Source organism: Halomonas halophila (genome assembly GCF_030406665.1).
Lineage (GTDB): Bacteria > Pseudomonadota > Gammaproteobacteria > Pseudomonadales > Halomonadaceae > Halomonas > Halomonas halophila.
On sequence record NZ_CP129121.1, the window covers coordinates 2,239,950 to 2,257,006 of the forward strand.

At 70.2% G+C, this 17,057-nt stretch carries 13 protein-coding genes; 6 read left to right on the forward strand and 7 right to left on the reverse strand.

All coding sequences use genetic code 11. The features are described from left to right. Positions 1-47: 47 nt before the first annotated feature. Complete coding sequence (locus tag QWG60_RS10405; protein ID WP_186810050.1) at positions 48-1,583, reverse strand: acetyl-CoA hydrolase/transferase family protein; 1,536 nt, start codon at positions 1,581-1,583, stop codon at positions 48-50. Between the two features lie 250 nt (positions 1,584-1,833). On the opposite strand from QWG60_RS10405, the gene QWG60_RS10410 reads away from it, so the two are divergent. Continuing rightward, entirely contained in the window at positions 1,834-3,546 is a 1,713-nt protein-coding gene (locus QWG60_RS10410; protein ID WP_046079681.1) for a proline--tRNA ligase, read from the forward strand. A 139-nt stretch (positions 3,547-3,685) separates the two neighbouring features. Continuing rightward, positions 3,686-4,237, forward strand: coding sequence for a lytic transglycosylase domain-containing protein (locus QWG60_RS10415; RefSeq protein WP_035596797.1), 552 nt, complete (start codon positions 3,686-3,688; stop codon positions 4,235-4,237). Between the two features lie 98 nt (positions 4,238-4,335). Here the strand turns inward: QWG60_RS10415 and ccoM are convergent, their stop codons facing one another. The 3 genes from ccoM to rfaH all read right to left on the reverse strand — a co-directional run bounded on the left by ccoM (position 4,336) and on the right by rfaH (position 5,874). Continuing rightward, positions 4,336-4,455, reverse strand: a complete 120-nt coding sequence (gene ccoM / locus QWG60_RS10420; protein ID WP_281288357.1) for a cytochrome c oxidase subunit CcoM — start codon at positions 4,453-4,455, stop codon at positions 4,336-4,338. A gap of 327 nt (positions 4,456-4,782) precedes the next feature. Next, positions 4,783-5,289: an FKBP-type peptidyl-prolyl cis-trans isomerase gene (locus QWG60_RS10425; protein WP_107182360.1), complete on the reverse strand. Its 507-nt coding sequence runs from the start codon at positions 5,287-5,289 to the stop codon at positions 4,783-4,785. A 42-nt stretch (positions 5,290-5,331) separates the two neighbouring features. Beyond that, positions 5,332-5,874 carry a transcription/translation regulatory transformer protein RfaH gene (rfaH, locus tag QWG60_RS10430; RefSeq protein ID WP_035596791.1) on the reverse strand — a complete coding sequence of 181 codons (543 nt, stop codon included), beginning with the start codon at positions 5,872-5,874 and terminating at the stop codon, positions 5,332-5,334. A 149-nt stretch (positions 5,875-6,023) separates the two neighbouring features. Here rfaH and QWG60_RS10435 point away from each other — a divergent pair, with 149 nt between their 5' ends. Beyond that, the gene (locus QWG60_RS10435; RefSeq protein WP_035596787.1) at positions 6,024-7,385 is read left to right on the forward strand and encodes an AmpG family muropeptide MFS transporter; all 1,362 of its coding nucleotides are present in this window, start codon (positions 6,024-6,026) and stop codon (positions 7,383-7,385) included. A 24-nt stretch (positions 7,386-7,409) separates the two neighbouring features. Here QWG60_RS10435 and QWG60_RS10440 read toward each other — a convergent pair whose 3' ends face one another. Together QWG60_RS10440 and QWG60_RS10445 are read right to left on the reverse strand one after the other, a co-directional pair. Further along, the gene (locus tag QWG60_RS10440; protein WP_146908046.1) at positions 7,410-9,245 is read right to left on the reverse strand and encodes an SEC-C domain-containing protein; all 1,836 of its coding nucleotides are present in this window, start codon (positions 9,243-9,245) and stop codon (positions 7,410-7,412) included. A 61-nt stretch (positions 9,246-9,306) separates the two neighbouring features. Continuing rightward, positions 9,307-10,551 (reverse strand): ABC1 kinase family protein, encoded by a 1,245-nt coding sequence (locus tag QWG60_RS10445; RefSeq protein ID WP_146908044.1) that lies wholly within the window; start codon positions 10,549-10,551, stop codon positions 9,307-9,309. Positions 10,552-10,684: 133 nt separating this feature from the next. Here QWG60_RS10445 and QWG60_RS10450 point away from each other — a divergent pair, with 133 nt between their 5' ends. From QWG60_RS10450 to QWG60_RS10460, 3 genes are all read left to right on the forward strand, one after another. Next, positions 10,685-12,682: a DNA topoisomerase III gene (locus QWG60_RS10450; protein WP_146908042.1), complete on the forward strand. Its 1,998-nt coding sequence runs from the start codon at positions 10,685-10,687 to the stop codon at positions 12,680-12,682. Further along, positions 12,679-13,599 (forward strand): ketopantoate reductase family protein, encoded by a 921-nt coding sequence (locus QWG60_RS10455; RefSeq protein WP_146908039.1) that lies wholly within the window; start codon positions 12,679-12,681, stop codon positions 13,597-13,599. Before QWG60_RS10450 ends, QWG60_RS10455 begins: the two co-directional genes overlap by 4 nt. Positions 13,600-13,710: 111 nt before the next feature. Next, positions 13,711-14,268, forward strand: coding sequence for a hypothetical protein (locus QWG60_RS10460; RefSeq protein WP_237022368.1), 558 nt, complete (start codon positions 13,711-13,713; stop codon positions 14,266-14,268). A 127-nt stretch (positions 14,269-14,395) separates the two neighbouring features. Here QWG60_RS10460 and ppc read toward each other — a convergent pair whose 3' ends face one another. Beyond that, positions 14,396-17,044 (reverse strand): phosphoenolpyruvate carboxylase, encoded by a 2,649-nt coding sequence (gene ppc / locus QWG60_RS10465; protein WP_146908037.1) that lies wholly within the window; start codon positions 17,042-17,044, stop codon positions 14,396-14,398. Positions 17,045-17,057 lie beyond the last annotated feature (13 nt).

Consider the following 17,057-nt stretch of genomic DNA (forward strand, 5'->3'; position numbering starts at 1 on the left):
GAGGCGGCGTCGGACTAACGCCGCCGAGGCGGGATTCGCGCGCGGCGTCAGGCCGAGCGCGGCTCGACCTGCTCGATCAGCGAGCGCATGTGGCCGTCACGCTGGGCGGCCACATGCCAGGACAGCGCCGATTCCAGGCAGTGCGGCGTGTGCCCGCCGCGCGCGCAGGCCCTGGCGAAGTAGTCCCGCAGTGCCGGGCGATAGCGGGGATCGGCGCAGCGCTCGATGATCACCTCGGCGCGCTCCCGCGGCGCCAGCCCCCTCAGGTCGGCCAGGCCGTGCTCGGAGACCAGGATATCGACGTCATGCTCGGTGTGGTCGACGTGGCTGGCGAAGGGCACGAAGCTCGACAGGTCCCCGCCCTTGGCCACCGACTTGGTGACGAACACCGACAGCTGGGCGTTGCGGGCGAAGTCGCCGGAGCCGCCGATGCCGTTCATCATCTTCGAGCCGTTCACGTGGGTGGAGTTGACGTTGCCGTAGATATCGGCCTCCAGCGCGGTGTTGACGGCGATCACCCCGAGCCGGCGCACGATGCCGGGATGGTTGGAGAGCTCCTGGGGCCGCAGCACCAGGCGGTCGCGGTACTCGGCCAGACGCGGCCAGACGCGCTCGCCGCAGGCCTCGGAGAGGGTGATCGAGCAGCCGGAGGCGAAATCGAGCTTGCCGGCGTCCAGCAGGTCGAAGGTGGAATCCTGGAGCACCTCGGAGTACATGGTCAGGTGCTCGAAGGGGCCCTCGGCCAGGCCGCACATCACCGCGTTGGCCATGCTGCCGATGCCGGCCTGCAGCGGCAGCAGCGAGGGCGTCAGGCGCCCCGCCTCGACCTCATCGGCGAAGAAGCCGATCAGGTGCTCGGCGATGCGCGCGGTATCGGCATCCGGCGGCAGCACGGTGGAGGGGCTGTCCTGGCCCTCGGTGACCACGATGGCGGCGATGCGTGACGGGTCGACGGGAATGGCCGTGGTGCCGATGCGCGAGTCCGGCGCCACCACCGGGATCGGCGGACGCGTCGGGCGCATGGCCGGCACGAAGATGTCGTGCATGCCCTCGAGCTCGGCGGGCGCGGCCAGGTTGAGCTCGACGATCACCCTGTCGGCCAGCAGCGCGTAGCTGGCCGAATTGCCCACCGAGGTGGTCGGCACGATGCCGCCGTCCTCGGTGATCGCGCAGGCCTCGACCACCGCCACGTCCAGATCGGCGAGCTGATGGTTGCGCAACAGCTCGACGGTCTCGGACAGATGCTGGTCCATGAACATCACCCTCCCGTCGTTGATCGCCCGGCGCAGGGTGGTGTCCACCTGGAACGGCATGCGCCGCGCCAGCACGTTGGCCTCGGTGAGCAGGCGATCCAGGTCGTTGCCGAGCGACGCCCCGGTCATCAGGGTGATCGACAGCGGATCGCGGGCGGCCCGCTCGGCCAGCGCCAGCGGCACCGCCTTGGCCTCGCCGGCCCGGGTGAAACCGCTCATCCCGACCGTCATGCCATCCTCGATCAGCGCCGCGGCCTGTTCGGCCGAACGGAGCCTGTCATGCCATTGCGGCCAGCGGCAGCGCTGCCGGATGCGATCGTCGTCGTACACGCCTGCAATCTCCTCGTCGGTGGGGAAGGAACCGTCGGAAGTGACCGGCGGCCTGCCTTAATCATTCCACGCTAATAGATTGCCAGCTACACATGTCCGCCCGCCTTCGACCAAAGGCGTAGCCGCGCCGGCGCCTCGCGTCGCTTTTGCCGCCACTCGCGCTTGGTCGTACAATGCCGTTCAATTCGGGCCGCTCATATCCGGTCGGCCCATCCCCTCTATACGACGCTTTCGAGGATATCCGCGACCCATGCGCGCCACGCAACTGTTGATCTCCACCCTCAAGGAAACGCCCGCCGACGCCGAAGTGGTCAGCCATCAGCTGATGCTGCGCGCGGGGATGATCCGCCGCCTGACCTCGGGGCTCTACACCTGGCTGCCGCTGGGCCTTCGCACCCTGCGCAAGGTCGAGCGGATCGTCCGCGAGGAGATGGATCGCGCCGGTGGCCAGGAAGTGCTGATGCCGGCCGTGCAGCCCGCCGAGCTGTGGCAGGAATCCGGCCGTTGGGACCAGTACGGGCCCGAGCTGCTGCGCCTCAAGGACCGCCACGAGCGCGACTACTGCGTCGGGCCGACCCACGAGGAAGTGATCACCGACCTGGTGCGCCGCGAGATCGCCAGCTACAAGCAGCTGCCGTCGAACTTCTATCAGATCCAGACCAAGTTCCGCGACGAGATCCGCCCGCGCTTCGGCGTGATGCGCTCCCGCGAGTTCGTGATGAAGGACGCCTACTCCTTCCACATCGACGAAGCCTCGCTGATGGACACCTATCAGGTGATGTACGACACCTATGTGCGCATCTTCACCCGCCTGGGGCTCGACTTCCGCCCGGTGATCGCCGACAACGGCTCCATCGGCGGCACCGGCTCCCACGAGTTCCACGTGCTGGCCGACTCCGGCGAGGACGACATCGTGTTCTCCACCGAGTCCGACTACGCCGCCAACATGGAGAAGGCCGAGGCGCTGGCGCCCCAGGGCGAGCGCGCCGCCCCCGCCGAGGAGCTGCGCCTGGTCGACACGCCGGACGCCAAGACCATCGCCGCGCTGGTCGAGCAGCACGGCCTGCCGATCGAGAAGACCATCAAGACGCTGATGGTGCACGCCACCGAGGGCGGCCTGATCGCGCTGCTGGTGCGCGGCGACCACGAGCTCAACGAGGTCAAGGCCGAGAACCTGCCCGAGGTGGCGAGCCCGCTGACCATGGGCACCGAGGAAGAGATCCGCGCGGCGGCCGGCGCCGGCCCCGGCTCGCTGGGCCCGGTGAACCTCGACATGCCGGTCGTGATCGACCGCAGCGTGGCGATGATGAGCGACTTCGGCGCCGGCGCCAACGTCGACGGCAAGCACTACTTCGGCATCAACTGGGAGCGCGACCTGCCGCTGCCCAAGGTCGCCGACCTGCGCAACGTGGTCGAGGGCGATCCTTCCCCGGACGGCCAGGGCACGCTGTCGATCAAGCGCGGCATCGAGGTCGGGCACGTCTTCCAGCTGGGCCAGAAGTACAGCGAAGCGATGAATGCCACCGTACTGGACGCCAACGGCAAGGCCGCGCACCCCTGGATGGGCTGTTACGGTATCGGGGTGAGCCGGGTCGTGGCCGCCGCCATCGAGCAGAACCATGACGACGGCGGCATCATCTGGCCGGACGCCATCGCGCCCTTCCACGTCACCGTGGTGCCGATGAACGCTCACAAGTCGCAGCGCGTGCGCGAGGAAAGCGAGCGTCTCTATCAGGAGCTCAGCGCCGCCGGCTTCGACGTACTGCTCGACGATCGCGACCTGCGCCCCGGCGTGCGTTTCGCCGACCAGGAACTGATGGGCATTCCCCATCGACTGGTGGTCGGCGACCGCGGGCTGGACAAGGGTGAACTGGAGTACAAGGGACGCCGTGACAGCGACGCCACCATGGTCCCCGCCGGGGACATCCTCGCCTTCCTGCGCGAGAAGATCGACGCCCGTTAAGCGGCATTTGACGGCCGCCCTGGCGGCGGCCGCCTCCCTGCTGCTGGCGACGCCGCTCGTCGCCCAGCCGCTCGAGGACCAAACGGGCAGCGACTTCCTCGATGCCCTCTCCGCGCGCCCGGTCCTGGACCGGGCGCCGGTGGTTCAGGCCCTGCCGCCGCCCCCCGCCACGCTGCGCCCGACCCTGGACGGCGCCCGGCAGACGCCGCGCTCGCCCGCCGAGGTGTGGGCGGCCCGCCAGTGGATCAACGACATGGCACCGCGCCTGGCGCGCTACGTGCCCGATGCCGATCGTCGCCAGACGCTGCTGGCCCGCATCCATCAGGAAGCGAGCCTGGCCGGCCTTCCACCTTCGCTGGTGCTGTCGGTCATTCAGGTCGAGAGCGCCTTCCGCGCCGAGGCGGTATCCTCGGCCGGCGCCGTGGGGCTGATGCAGATCATGCCGTTCTGGATCCGGGAGCTCGGGCTGCCCGCCGACGACCTCAAGGACCCCATCCGCAACCTGCGCTACGGCTGCACGATACTGGCCCACTACCTGGCGGTGGAGGACGGCGATCTCACCCGCGCCCTGGCCCGCTACAACGGCAGCCTGGGCAAGACCTGGTATCCCGAGCGAGTGATGCGCGCCCTGGCCCGACGCTGGACGCCCGCGGCGCCCGGCCTGCCGGAACGCCTGACCGCCGACCGTTGAGCAAGCCTCTCCCGGACGACGCACAAAAAAAAGCCGGCCCCGAAGGGTCGGCCTAGTGGGGGGAATCCCCCCTCCCCTGACGACGGTGGAACGGTGGATCAGCGCTTCTTGTTGCGACGATGGTGGTCGCGGATGACGAAGGCGATCCAGCCGCCCATGAAGGCGATCATCATGCCGACGGTGGCAAGCCCGAAGATCACGGCATCATCCCAGTACATGGTGCTTGCCTCCCGTCGCGATGTGATGACTCCACTCTAGCGACCCGACACGGGCGATACGCTGATCTGCGTCAAGTGCGCCGCCCGGTGCGCACCTGCCAGCCGCACGGGCTTGATCCAGGTCAGTTCCACGACCGCACGACGCACCCGAGGAAAGATCATCGGCCCCGGAAACGGTGCCGCATCGCGCTGAAGGGCAGCAAGAAGGGAGGACGGGAGGAAGGAAGACAGGAAGACAGGGCGGGAGAGAAAGAGAGGGCGGGAGAGAAAGAGGGGGACACGCGGCCACGCCGATGAGGACGCGGCCGGCGCTCTCGGGTCCAACGCTCAGATCACCTTCTTGTCTTCCACCTGGTCCGGCGTGGTGCCTGGCGGCAGCGGATGGCCCTTGGCCAGCTCGGCACGAGTGGCCTCGCGCACCTCCAGTACCTCAAGCCGATAGTGCAGGGTGCGTCCGGCCAGCGGATGATTGGTATCGATCCGCACGCCGTCGTCGCGCACCTCGAGCACGGTGACGATCTCCGGGCCGTCGTCGCCACGGGTCTGGAAGCGCATGCCCGGGGCAAGGTCGGGCACCGGGAAGGCATCGCGGCCGACCTCGCGCACCAGCGCCTCGTCGCGCCTACCGTAGGCCTCGTCGGGAGACAGCGTCACCTCGAGCTCGGCGCCGGCCTCGCTGCCGGCCAGGGCGCGCTCCAGCCCGGCCATCAGGTTATCGTGGCCGTGCAGGTATTCGAGCGGTTTCTGACGGGCACGGGAATCGTCGAGGATCTGGCCGTCCTCGTCGCTCAGCACGTAGTGCAGGATCACGACCCGCTGGGGGGCGATGGTCATGGGACCTCCGGTACGGGGAAATGAAAGGAAGGGGGAATCGTATCAGTCGCGGCGGCGCAGCCGGGAGACGGGCATTTCCAGGCGCTGCTGCTGATGCAGCATGTTGAGCAGCACGATGGCGCGCTCCTCGCCCTTGTGACTGGCGAAGACCGCCTGGAGGTCCTTGAACGGCCCCTCGGTGATCTCCACCGTCTCGCCGGCGCGGAAATAGACGTGAGCGACGTCGTCGTCATCCTGGCTGGCCTGGCGGCGCAGAGCCTCGATCAGCCCGTCACCGACCGCCACCGGCATCTCGCCGCCGAAGGTCACGAGCTTGAGCACGCCCCGCGTCGAGCGGATCGGTCGCCAGTTGCTGACCAGCCGGTCGAGGCGGATGAACAGGTAATAGGGGAAGAGCGGCTCGCTCACCCATTCGAGCTTGCCTCGGCGCTTCTTCTGCACTTCTAGAACAGGATGGAAGACCTCGTAGCCCTGGTTGCCCAGATGCTCGGCGGCCCGGAAGGACTCGCCGCCCTTGCACTGGATCGCATACCAGCGCGGCACCGCGTCCTCGGCGCCCTCGAGAGAAAGGTCGTCATCTCGCATGTCGTCGATCGTCTCTGGCTGGTGTCGGCGCCGGGGCTCTGCAACAATCGGCGGCGCGCGCCGCCGGCGTCACCGGGCCCCGTCGAGGGCGACATCTTAGCATCGATGGCCCGGCGCGTGACCTGACCCATCGCAAGGAGAGCCCCGCCATGCCGACCCCCACCGCGCACCGCAGCTGGCGTAGCGCCCTGTCGGTCTATCTGCGCGCCCCGGTACTGACCATGCTGTTCCTGGGCTTCTCGGCGGGCCTGCCCTTCCTGCTGGTGTTCTCCACCCTCTCGGCCTGGCTGCGCAGCGACGGCGTCGAGGTGGCGGCGATCGGCTTCTTCGCCTGGATCGGCATCCTTTACTCGATCAAGTTCTTCTGGGCGCCGGTGGTCGACCGCCTGGCGCTGCCCGGCCTGACCCGCTGGCTCGGCCAGCGCCGCGGCTGGATGCTGCTGGCCCAGGCGATGATCGCCATGGGCCTGGTGGGGCTTTCCAGTCTCGACCCGCCCAGCCAGCTGCCGCTGGTGGCGCTGTTCGCGCTGCTGGTAGCCTTCGGTTCGGCGACCCAGGACATCTCTATCGACGCCTTTCGCATCGAGTCGGCGCCGGAGGATCTGCAGGCGGCCATGGCCTCGACCTACATCATCGGCTATCGCGGCGGGCTGATCGCCGCCGGCGCCGGGGCGCTCTACCTGGCCTCGCTGGCGTCCTGGCACGTCGCTTACCTGGCGATGGCGGCGCTGATGGCAGTGGGCATGCTGACGGTGCTGGTGCGCCCGGAACCCGAGCGCCAGGCGCTCGCCACCCAGCTGATCCACGAGCCACGGGTACGGGCCTTCCTGCGTGCCAGCCGCGGCCGGCCGGCCTGGCTGCGCCGCCTGGGCGCCTGGGTGATCGGCGCGGTAGTCTGCCCGTTCACCGACTTCTTCGGCCGGCACGGGCTCAAGGCACTATGGCTGCTGGCCTTCGTGGCGGTGTTCCGGATCAGCGACCTGGCCATGGCCTCCATGGCCAACCCGCTCTACATCGATCTGGGCTTCAGCCTCGAGGCCATCGCCAACGTGACCAACGTGTTCGGCATCGCCATGAGCATCGGCGGCGGTCTGCTGGGCGGCCTGCTGGTGGCACGCTACGGCGTGGGGCCGATCCTGATCCTCGGCGCCACCGCCACCGCCCTGACCAACCTGCTGTTCGTGGCCCTCTCGCTGGCCGGCGACAGCCTGCCGATGCTGGTGGTCACCATCGTCGGCGACAACCTCTCCAACGGGCTGGCCAGCGCGGTGTTCATCGCCTTCCTCTCGGGACTGACCTCACGCGCCTACACCGCCACCCAGTACGCACTGTTCTCCTCGCTGATGACCCTGCCCGGCAAGTTCCTGAGCGGCTTCGGCGGCCTGGTGGTCGAAGCTCACGGCTATGCGGACTTCTTCCTGGCGGCCTCGGTGCTGGGTCTGCCGGCCATCGCGCTGGCGGTCTGGGTCAGCCGAGACCGTCGTCTGGCGCCGGCACCGACGACGGCCTGAGGCCGCCCCTCTCGGCCCCGCCGCTCAGTCCAGCCGACCGGCGAGCCATTCCAGCGCGCCCGGGGTGGCGCGCCACTGGTCACGCATCAGGGTACGGTACTGCCAGGCCTCGGCCCGCGAGCCGGGTGCCGCGGTGCCGTCGCCCGACGGGCTGGGCGGACGCGGGTTCTCGGCGCACAGCAGCGCCAGGGAGTGCCCGTTGTGGCGCTGCGCGACATCCAGGGCCTCGATGGCCTCGTCGACGCGATCCAGGCGGTACAATGCCAGCACGCGCCCCATCAGCAGCCCCAGCACCGCCTCGTCCTCGGACGGCTTGGCCAGCGCCGACTCGCTGAGCGCGAGGGCCTCGGTATCGCGATCCTCGCGCAGCAGCTGGTCGAGCACCAGTTCGCGCAGCCCCAGGCTGTCACGGTCGTCCAGCTCGAGCAGCCGCTCGGCCAGGTGCCGGGAGCGCTGCCGTGCACCGCGTTCCATGCCCACCACCAGCGCCAGGCCGGTGCGCAACAACACCGCGTTGTCGGCGGCGTCCCAGCCCAGTGCCGCCTCGCCGGCGGACTGCTGGCTCGCCTCTCGAGCCTGCTCCAGCCAGTCCTCCAGGCGCGCGGACAGCGGCTCGAACAGGCTCGGCGCCATCCAGGGCAGGCTGCCGAAGCGGCTCGTCATCGCCAGCGCCAGCGACTGCACCACCGCCGGCGAATCGAGCCACTCGGGATGGGCGCACAGCGCCGGCAGCCACTCTCCGGCGGCCTGCCAGGGATCGTCGTCGAAGCCCAGCGGCGCCTCGTTCTCGACCTCGGCGGGGAACACCGCGCGGAAGGCGGCATAAAGGGTGTCTTCCCGGGCACTGCGGTGATAGGCCAGCTGGCCCTCCTCGACGCGCAGGTCCAGCGTCGGCGCACCGTCCAGCGACTCGAGCAACGCCTGCAGCGCCACCAGCGGCTCGGCCAGGTCCTCTTCGGCGTTGAGCAGCTGCTCGGCCAGGGTGGCGCCGGGATTGTCGGCCAGGTCGGAGAGGAACTGCAGCTGGTCGGGGTCGAGCTCACCCTGGCGGGACAGGCGGCGGAACCAGAAGCTCGAACGTTCCCGGGCCTCTTCCTCGTGCCCTTCGTGCAGCAGCAGCATGGCCTCGATGTAGGCCAGGGTCGGCGAGTCCGGCAGCGCCTGCTGGGCGCGCACAAAGGCGGCCCGGGCGCTGTCCAGGTCGTCGTTGTCCAGATGCATCAGGCACAGTCGCTCCAGCGCCACGCCGCGCAGGAACAGCGGGCCGCGATCGAGCACCGCATCGAGCAGCGCCTCGCGCTTGCGATGGAAACCGCGTTCCTGATAGAGATCGACCAGGATCTCGAAGGCAGGCTCGGCCTGCTCCGGCAGGCGCGACCAGTCGGCGGTCTCGAACAGCGATTCGAGGATCTGCTGGGCGCGACCGCGCTGGCCGGATTCGGCGGCGATCAGCCCGGCCTCGAGCAGCGCCTGGGCGGGCGCCTTGCCGCTGGCCAAGGCGGCCTTGAGGGTATCGCCCTTCCACTCGCGCAGCGACAGCATCCACATCAGGTGATCGGGCACCTCGCCCGGCAGGCTGACGGCGCCGCAGCAGCGCTTGGTCTTGCGCCCTGAGTCGCACCAGCAGGGCTCGTTGCGCCCCGGGCGGGCCAGCGCCTCGCATTCGAAGTCCAGCCGCGCCAGCGGGGTCTGCGACCACAGCTCCGGAGCCAGCGCCTGGGCCATGGCCGGATCCCCGGTGAGCTTGGGACCTTCCTCGCGCGCCCAGGCCATCAGCGTCGGATAACGCTCGTCTTCGCGAATCGCCTTGAGGGCGCCCGAGGCGAACCCCAGCAGCTGTTCTACCCATACCGCCAGCATGGCCGTCTCCCCTGCCGAAAAACCGCACAGTCTACCAGCCGCGGGCCGGGCTGGCAGCCGCTCACCGCGACACCTGCGCGAAGAGGGGCCGTACCCGGGCATCCATGTCCAGCCGCGCGCCGAGGCGCACCAGGTTCCAGTAGTGGCCGTTCAGGGTGCGCGACAGCAGCAGGGTGTCCGCCGGCGGCTGCAGGCGATCCATGGCCGCCCACACCCGCGGGCTCAGCTCGCGCAGCCGGCGGTGCACGCGTACGTCGCCGAAGTCCTGGATGCCGGGGGCGAACAGCGGGCCCACGGCCTCGGCGGCCTCGCGGTAGAGCGCCAGGGGCGCGCCCTCCCCCTGGCGACCGCCCAGCTCGAGCATCGCCGCATCCATGGCCATGGGGTCCGCGGCCAGGGTGGCCTCGAGCAGACGCATCATCGCCGACAGCCGCTCACGGGGCACCGGGATGACGGCGCCGAAGTCATAGATCACCAGCCGACCCTCGTCATCGGCGGCGAAGTTGCCGGCATGAGGATCGGCGTGCAGTTCGCCGAAGGTGAACAGCTCCTCGGTCAGCCAGTCGGCCAGGGTCGTGGCCACCCGCTGACGCACGGCGTCGTCGGCATCCTCCAGCTCGCGCAGCGGCGTGCCCGCCACGTGGCGCATCGCCAGCACATGGGGCCCGCAGAGATCGGTCAGCGGCTCGGGGATCACCAGCGAGTCGAGATGCGCATAGCGCGCCCGGTAACCCGCCAGGTGCTCGGCCTCGGCCCGGTAGTCCAGCTCGTCGCGCAGGCCGGCGGCGAGCTCCTCGAACAGCGCATCGAGGCGCGCCTGGGGCACCTTGAACCAGCGTCCCAGACGCATCAGGCGACGCAGCTGGGCGAGATCGCCCTCCAGCACCTCGGCGAGGCCGGGGTACTGCACCTTGAGCACCACCGTCTCGCCATCTCGGGTCACCGCCCGGTGCACCTGGCCCATGGAGGCACTGGCGAAGGGCGCGGTCTCGACCTCGGCGAAGACCGCCTCCAGGTCGCCGTACTGCGCCTCGAGCGTGCCCTGAATGGACTCCCAGGGCATCGGCGTGGCCTGGCGCTGCAGCCGGGCCAGCTCGTCGGCCAGCTCCGGCGGCAGCAGATCATCCCACTGGGACATCACCTGGGCCAGCTTCATGGCCGGCCCCTTGAGCTCGGAGAGCCCCTCGAACAGCGCCTCGCCGAGGGCACGCCAGTCGGCCTGCCCGCTCAGTCGGGTACGCAGCAGTGCCCCGCCGGTACGAGTGCCCAGGCCCAGCAGGCGCCGTGTGCGGCCGCGTTCACGCATCTATCACGCCCTCCGATAAAGTGTGACAAGCATTGTACAGCGCCGCCCCATCTTACCCCTGGCGGCCCGTGGTAAATACTGTAAGAATTCCCATACTTTCTTCCATCGACCGTGATGCCGACGACGAGGACCCATGCGCCTGATCATCGCCGAGAAGCCGAGCCTGGCCCGGGCCATCGCCGACGCCCTGCCCGCCGCCGTTCGCCGCGAGGACGGCGCCCTGGTGGCCGGCGATACCACGGTCACCTGGTGCCTCGGCCACCTGCTGGAACAGGCCTCGCCCGAGGCCTACGATCCCGCCCTCAAGAGCTGGCGGCTCGATACCCTGCCGATCCTGCCCGAGCAGTGGAAGCTCGCCCCGCGGCCCAAGGCCAGGGGGCAGATCGCGGTGATCCGCCGGCTGCTCAAGCAGGCCGGCGAGGTCGTCCACGCCGGCGACCCCGACCGCGAGGGCCAGCTGCTGGTGCAGGAAGTGATCGAGCACCTGGGCTGGAAGGGGCCGGTGTCGCGGCTGCTGGTCAACGATCTCAACGCCCCGGCCGTGAAACGCGCGCTATCGCGGCTGGAGGACAACGCCCGCTACGCGCCGCTCTACCGCGCCGCCCAGGCCCGCTCCCGGGCCGACTGGCTGTACGGCATCAACCTGACCCGCGCCTGGACGCTGATCGGCCGACAGACGGGGCACGACGGCGTGCTCTCGGTGGGCCGGGTGCAGACGCCGGTGCTGGGCCTGGTGGTACGCCGCGACGCCGAGATCCGCGACTTCACGCCCAAGCCCTTCTACGTGCTGTGGGCCGATCTGGCGGTTACCCGCGGCAGTCTGAGGGCCTGGTGGGCGCCCGGCGAGGGACATCCGCTGGACGATCAGGGGCGGCTGCTAGAACGCGCCCCGGCGGCCGCGCTCGCCGAGCGCCTGCCGGGCGCCGAGGGCCGGCTGACCAAGCTCGAGCGCCGCGACAAGCGCCAGGCCGCGCCCCTGCCCTACTCGCTGTCGGCGCTGCAGGTCGACGCCGCCCGCCGCCACGGGCTCTCGGCCAAGGCGGTACTGGACATCTGTCAGCGCCTCTACGAACGCCACCAGCTGATCACCTATCCGCGCTCGGACTGCCGCTATCTGCCCGAGGAGCACTTCGCCGGGGCCCGCCGCACCCTCGAGGGCGCCTGCGCCGGCGACGACACCCTGCGCGGCTGGCTCCCCGGCGCCGACTTTGCGAAGCGCTCCAAGGCCTGGAACGACAAGCAGGTCGGCGCCCACCATGCCCTCGCACCCACCGGCAAGACCGCCGATCCGGCGAAGCTCTCGCGCCAGGAGGCCGACGTCTTCCGGCTGATCGCGCGCAACGTGCTGGCCCAGTTCTACCCTGCGCTCTCGACCCGCGAGGTGAAGGCCGAGTTCACCATCATCGGTGAGCTGTTCCGCGCCCGTGGCCAGGAGATTCTCGATCCCGGCTGGAAACCGCTGTTCACCACCCGCGACGAGGCCCCGCCGCTGCCGCCGCTCGCCGAGGGCGAGGCGTGCCGCGTCGAGGGCGCCGGCGTGGAGGACCGCGAGACCCGCCCGCCGGAGCCCTTCACCGACGCCAGCCTGATCAAGGCGATGATGAACATCGCCCGCTACGTGGACGACCCGGCGGTGCGCCGCACGCTCAGGGACGCCGACGGCCTGGGCACCGAGGCCACCCGCGCCGGCATCCTCGAGACCCTGGAGACCCGCGGCTATCTGGTACGCGAAGGCAAGGCCCTGCGCGCCACCCGCCTGGGCGATGCCCTGATCGCCTCGCTGCCCGAGGCCGTGAGCCGCCCGGAACGCACCGCCCTGTGGGAACAGCGGCTCTCCGCCATCGCCGAGGACGGCGACGCCCCGGCGCCCTTCCTCGACGCCCTCGTCACCGATCTGCGCGAGCTGCTCGGCCGCGCCGACGCCGGCCGCCTGCGGCAGTCTCTGGCCAATGCGCGAGGCGCCGAACCGGCGGCTCGCTCGGGCAAGTCGGGTGGCAAGACACGACGCGGCAGCGGAAGCCGAAGCGCCAGCAAGAGCGGTAGCAAGGGCACCGGCCGAGGCGGCGCCGGCAAGGCCGCAAAAGGCGCCAAGGCCGGCACCGCCCGACGCAGGCGGAGCACGTCCTCATGAACACGTTGATCCTCGGGCCTGGCGCCGTCGGGCGGCTGCTGGCGCTGCACCTGGCCGCCACGATGCCCGTCACCCTGATCGGCCGCCGCGAGCTGCCGCGCCGTCAGACCCTGACCACCCCGACCGGCGAAACGCGCTCGCACGAGCTCGACAGCGTCACGCCCGCGACGCTGCCCGACGGACTCGCCGGACGCGCCGATATCGTGCACCTGACCACCAAGGCCTACGCCGCCGAGGCCGCCTTCGAGGCGGTCGCTCCCCGGCTCGCCCCGGACACGCCGCTGGTGCTGTGGCAGAACGGCTACGGCGTTCAGCCGCGCCTGAGCGACCGCTGGACCGGCCCGGTGCTGTGCGCCAGCACCACCGAGGGCGCGTATCTGAATGGCGACGAGGGCGTGGTGCATGCCGGCCGCGGGCAGACCGTGATCGGCGATCTCGCCGGCCGCCACACCCGGCTGGCCGAAGACATCGCGGCAGGCCTCGGCACGGCGGGGCTGACCACCGTCGCGGTGGACGATATCCGCGTGAGGCTGTGGCACAAGCTCGCCGTCAATGCCGCCATCAACCCGCTGGTCGCCCGCTTCCGGATCCGCAACGGCCAGCTGCGTGATCGCCCCTTCCGGCCCATGGTCGAGGCCGTGATCGAGGAAGTCTCGGCGGTAATGGCCGCCGAGGCCATTCCGGCCCCGGCGGCCGGCTGGTCGGCGCAGGTGTGGTCGGTGGTGTCGTCGACCGCCAACAATCGCGCCTCGATGCTGCAGGACGTGCAGGCCGGCCGGCCCACCGAGCACGAGGCCATTCTCGGCCCGCTGCTGGCGGCCGGGCGCCACCACGGCCTGGCGACGCCGGCGCTGGCGGGACTCCACGCCCGGCTGGCCGAGACCGATTCCGTGTCCGGCTCCGTCGCCCGACAGTGACGCATCGCCTGGCCGTCTCGGGTGTCACCTGCTAGCCTCATTCTGGTAACGATACCCGACGGGCACCCTCTCCAGGCCTGAGCGATGAAGATCCCGAGTCCATGGCGGTCGATGCTGATCGCCCTGCTGCTGCTCCCCACCCTGAGCGCCACCCCTGCGCTGGCAGGCGCCGACGAGCCCGCCTACGCGGGTGACGACACCGCCCTCGCTCGCCTAGACAACGGGGTGCAGCTGCTGGGCGGCAACGTCCAGAGCCCCGATGGCGTGACATCGGGCTTCCGTCTCACCGCCGGCCTGTCGCCACACGACCTGCCGAGCTTCGACTTCGGCGCCGAGATCCGCTATCGGGAAAGCAACGACGTCCCCGTGACCAGTGCGACCCGCGACACCCTGCTCGATACCACCAGCCTCGGCGGCAGCCTGCTGGCCGGCGTGCGCTTCGGTGCCTTCGGTCTCTACGCCAAGTCGGGCCTCGCGGGCTGGCAGGGCAAGGCGGCCAGCGGCCACGCCCCCGAGCTCTCCCAGGGCGGCATGACGCGTGTCAACGGCTTCGGTGCACGGCTCGACTTCGACAACGACTGGGTCAGCCGCCTGGAGGTCGAGCGCGTCGACGACCCAGCGCTCGAACATCTCAACATGGTCACCGCCTCGGTGCATCTGCCCTTCTAGCCTGTTCCACCAGGCCTCCACGCCGCAGACCGGGCGCGCCTCACCGCTTGCATCAGACCAAAAACCCCGAAGGCCAAGGGCCTTCGGGGTTTTCTGCCGTTCGGCGCGCCTCGCACGGCGCCGGGGATCAGCCGGTGTTGCGCAGCCCGGCGGCGATGCCGGCCATGGTCACCATCAGCGCCCGGGACAGGTCGCCGCTGATCGCGCCATCGGCGTCGCGGTTACGCTGCAGGAGCTCGGCCTGAAGGCCGTGAAGCGGGTCGATGTAGGGGTTGCGCACCTCTACTGCCTGACGGATCAGCGGCGTGCTCTCGAGCAGCTCGTCCTGATCCAGGATCGAGAGCACCGCACCGTTGAGACGACCGAAGCGCTCGCGCAACCGCTCGCCGAGGGCCTGCAGGGCCGGCTCGTCGACCAGGCGCTGCTCATAGTAGGCCGCGATGCTGACGTCGGCCTTGGCCAGCAGCATCTCGAGCATGTCGAGGTAGGTGCCGAAGAACGGCCAGCGGTCGCGCATCTCGCGCAACACCTCGAGCCCGCCCGGCTCCTGGATGCGCTTGGCGAAGGCCTCGCCGCTGCCCAGCCAGGCCGGCAGCATCAGCCGCGTCTGGGTCCAGGCGAAGATCCAGGGAATGGCGCGCAGGGTCTCGACGCCGCCGTCCTGGCGCCGCTTGGCGGGGCGCGAACCCAGCGGCAGCCGACCCAGCGCCGTCTCCGGCGTCACCGAGCGGAAGTAGGGCACGAAGTCGGGGTCCTCGCGCACCACGCCCACGTAGGCCTGGTGGGCCACGCCGGCGAGGCGGTCCATCTCCTCGCGCCAGGCCGGTTCGGGGGCCGGCGGCGGCAGCAGCGAGGCCTCGAGCACCGCACAGGCGTAGATCTCCATGGAGCGCAGCGCGATGTCGGGCTGGCCGAACTTGAAGCGGATCATCTCGCCCTGCTCGGTCACCCTGAGGCTGCCGTTCACCGATCCCGGCGGCTGGGACAGGATGGCCGCATGGGCTGGACCGCCGCCGCGACCCACCGTGCCGCCGCGGCCGTGGAACAGCGTCAGGTCGACGTCGTGGCGCCGGCAGACCTCCACCAGGGTCTCCTGGGCCCGGTACTGGGCCCAGGCCGCGGCCAGCTGGCCGGCATCCTTGGCCGAGTCCGAGTAGCCGATCATCACTTCCTGACGATCCCCGATCAGCCGTCGATAGCCCGGCAGCGCCAGCAGCCGGTCGATGACGTCGCCGGCGCGGTTGAGGTCGTCCAGGGTCTCGAACAGCGGCGCGATCGGCAGCGTGGCCTCGCCGCCCACTTCCTTCATCAGCAGCGCCACCGCCAGCACGTCGGAGGGCTGGCCGGCCATGGAGATGATGTAGGTGCCCAGCGCCTCGACGTGCTCGGAGCCGATCACGCGGAAGGTATCGATCACCTCGCGGGTCTCGGCGGAGCACTCCCAGCGACGCGGAATCAGCGGCCGGCGGGAAGACAGCTCGTCGAGCAGGAATTCCTGGCGCTGCTCCTCGCTCCAGTCGCGATAGTGGCCGAGCCCCAGGCTGTCGGTGAGCTCTTCCATCACCTGCTCGTGGCGTGTGGATTCCTGACGCAGGTCGAGCTTGGTGAGGGTGACGCCGAACACCGAGACCCGGCGTAGGGTATCGAGCAGCACACCGTTGGCGATGGTGTCGAGGCCCACGTCGCACAGCGAGCGGTAGCAGGCCAGCAGCGGCGCATAGAGCTGGTCGCGGGTCTCGATGATCGGCCCGCCGTCGTAGTTGACGCCGTCGAGCTGGGCCTGGGCCCAGTCGCGGGTGGCCTCGACCTTGCTCAGCAGGCGCTTGATCAGCTCGCGATACGGCTCGGCGACGTCGCCCACCTCGGCCTTGAGCGCGCTGTTGGCCTTCCACATGGAGAGCTCGGCCTTGAGCTGCTCGAGGTCGCGCGAGTAGAGGTCCGCCGCCATCCAGCGGCCCAGCAGCAGCACCTCGCGGGTGACCTTGGCGGTGACATTGGGGTTGCCGTCGCGGTCGCCGCCCATCCAGGAGGCGAAGCGGATCGGCGCGGCGTCCAGCGGCAGACGCTCGCCCGCGGTGTCGAGCAGCAGGTTGTCGAGATCGCGATGGAAGTCCGGCACCGCCTGCCACAGCGAATTCTCGATCACCGCGAAGCCCCAGCGGGCCTCGTCCACCGGCGTCGGACGCTCGTGACGGATCTCGTCGGTGTGCCAGGCCTGGCTGATCAGCTCCTCGAGCCGGCCATGGGCGCGGGCGGCGCGCTCGGGGTAGTCGGCGGAGGACTCGATGATGGTCAGGCAGTCATCGATGGCGTCGTACTTCTGGATCAGCGTCCGGCGGATGACCTCGGTGGGATGAGCGGTCAGCACCAGCTCGACGCGCATGCCGGCCAGCGCCTCGACCAGCTTGCGCGGCGTGTGGCCCTCGCTGCGCGCGCGTTCGAGCAGCTCGCCGAGCACCGGCTGGGCGCCGGGCTTGTAGTCCTCGACTCGGCGGAAGCGGGCGCGATAGTGCTGCTCAGCCATGTTGGCCAGGTTGAGGAACTGGTTGAAGGCACGGGTCACCGGCAGCAGGTCGCTGTCCGGCAGGCCACGCAGGTAGTCGATCAGCTGGCGGTTGCTGTCGGCCTCGCGCTGGCGACCCTGCTTGGCGAGGCCGCGGATGGTCTCGATGCGATCGACGAAGTCCTTGCCGAGATCATCGGCAATGGTACGCCCCAGACTGTCGCCCAGGATGCGGACGTTGTCCCGCAGCGATTCGTGCAGGTCGTGGCTCATGTCCAGGATTCTC

Bases quoted from the DNA above. Each gene is read 5' to 3' on its own strand.
- QWG60_RS10410 (WP_046079681.1), top strand. From the start codon at position 1,834: ATGCGCGCCACGCAACTGTTGATCTCCACCCTCAAGGAAACGCCCGCC.
- ccoM (WP_281288357.1), bottom strand. From the start codon at position 4,455: ATGTACTGGGATGATGCCGTGATCTTCGGGCTTGCCACCGTCGGCATG.
- QWG60_RS10425 (WP_107182360.1), bottom strand. From the start codon at position 5,289: ATGACCATCGCCCCCCAGCGGGTCGTGATCCTGCACTACGTGCTGAGC.
- rfaH (WP_035596791.1), bottom strand. From the start codon at position 5,874: ATGCGAGATGACGACCTTTCTCTCGAGGGCGCCGAGGACGCGGTGCCG.
- QWG60_RS10435 (WP_035596787.1), top strand. From the start codon at position 6,024: ATGCCGACCCCCACCGCGCACCGCAGCTGGCGTAGCGCCCTGTCGGTC.
- QWG60_RS10440 (WP_146908046.1), bottom strand. From the start codon at position 9,245: ATGCTGGCGGTATGGGTAGAACAGCTGCTGGGGTTCGCCTCGGGCGCC.
- QWG60_RS10445 (WP_146908044.1), bottom strand. From the start codon at position 10,551: ATGCGTGAACGCGGCCGCACACGGCGCCTGCTGGGCCTGGGCACTCGT.
- QWG60_RS10450 (WP_146908042.1), top strand. From the start codon at position 10,685: ATGCGCCTGATCATCGCCGAGAAGCCGAGCCTGGCCCGGGCCATCGCC.
- QWG60_RS10455 (WP_146908039.1), top strand. From the start codon at position 12,679: ATGAACACGTTGATCCTCGGGCCTGGCGCCGTCGGGCGGCTGCTGGCG.
- QWG60_RS10460 (WP_237022368.1), top strand. From the start codon at position 13,711: ATGCTGATCGCCCTGCTGCTGCTCCCCACCCTGAGCGCCACCCCTGCG.
- ppc (WP_146908037.1), bottom strand. From the start codon at position 17,044: ATGAGCCACGACCTGCACGAATCGCTGCGGGACAACGTCCGCATCCTG.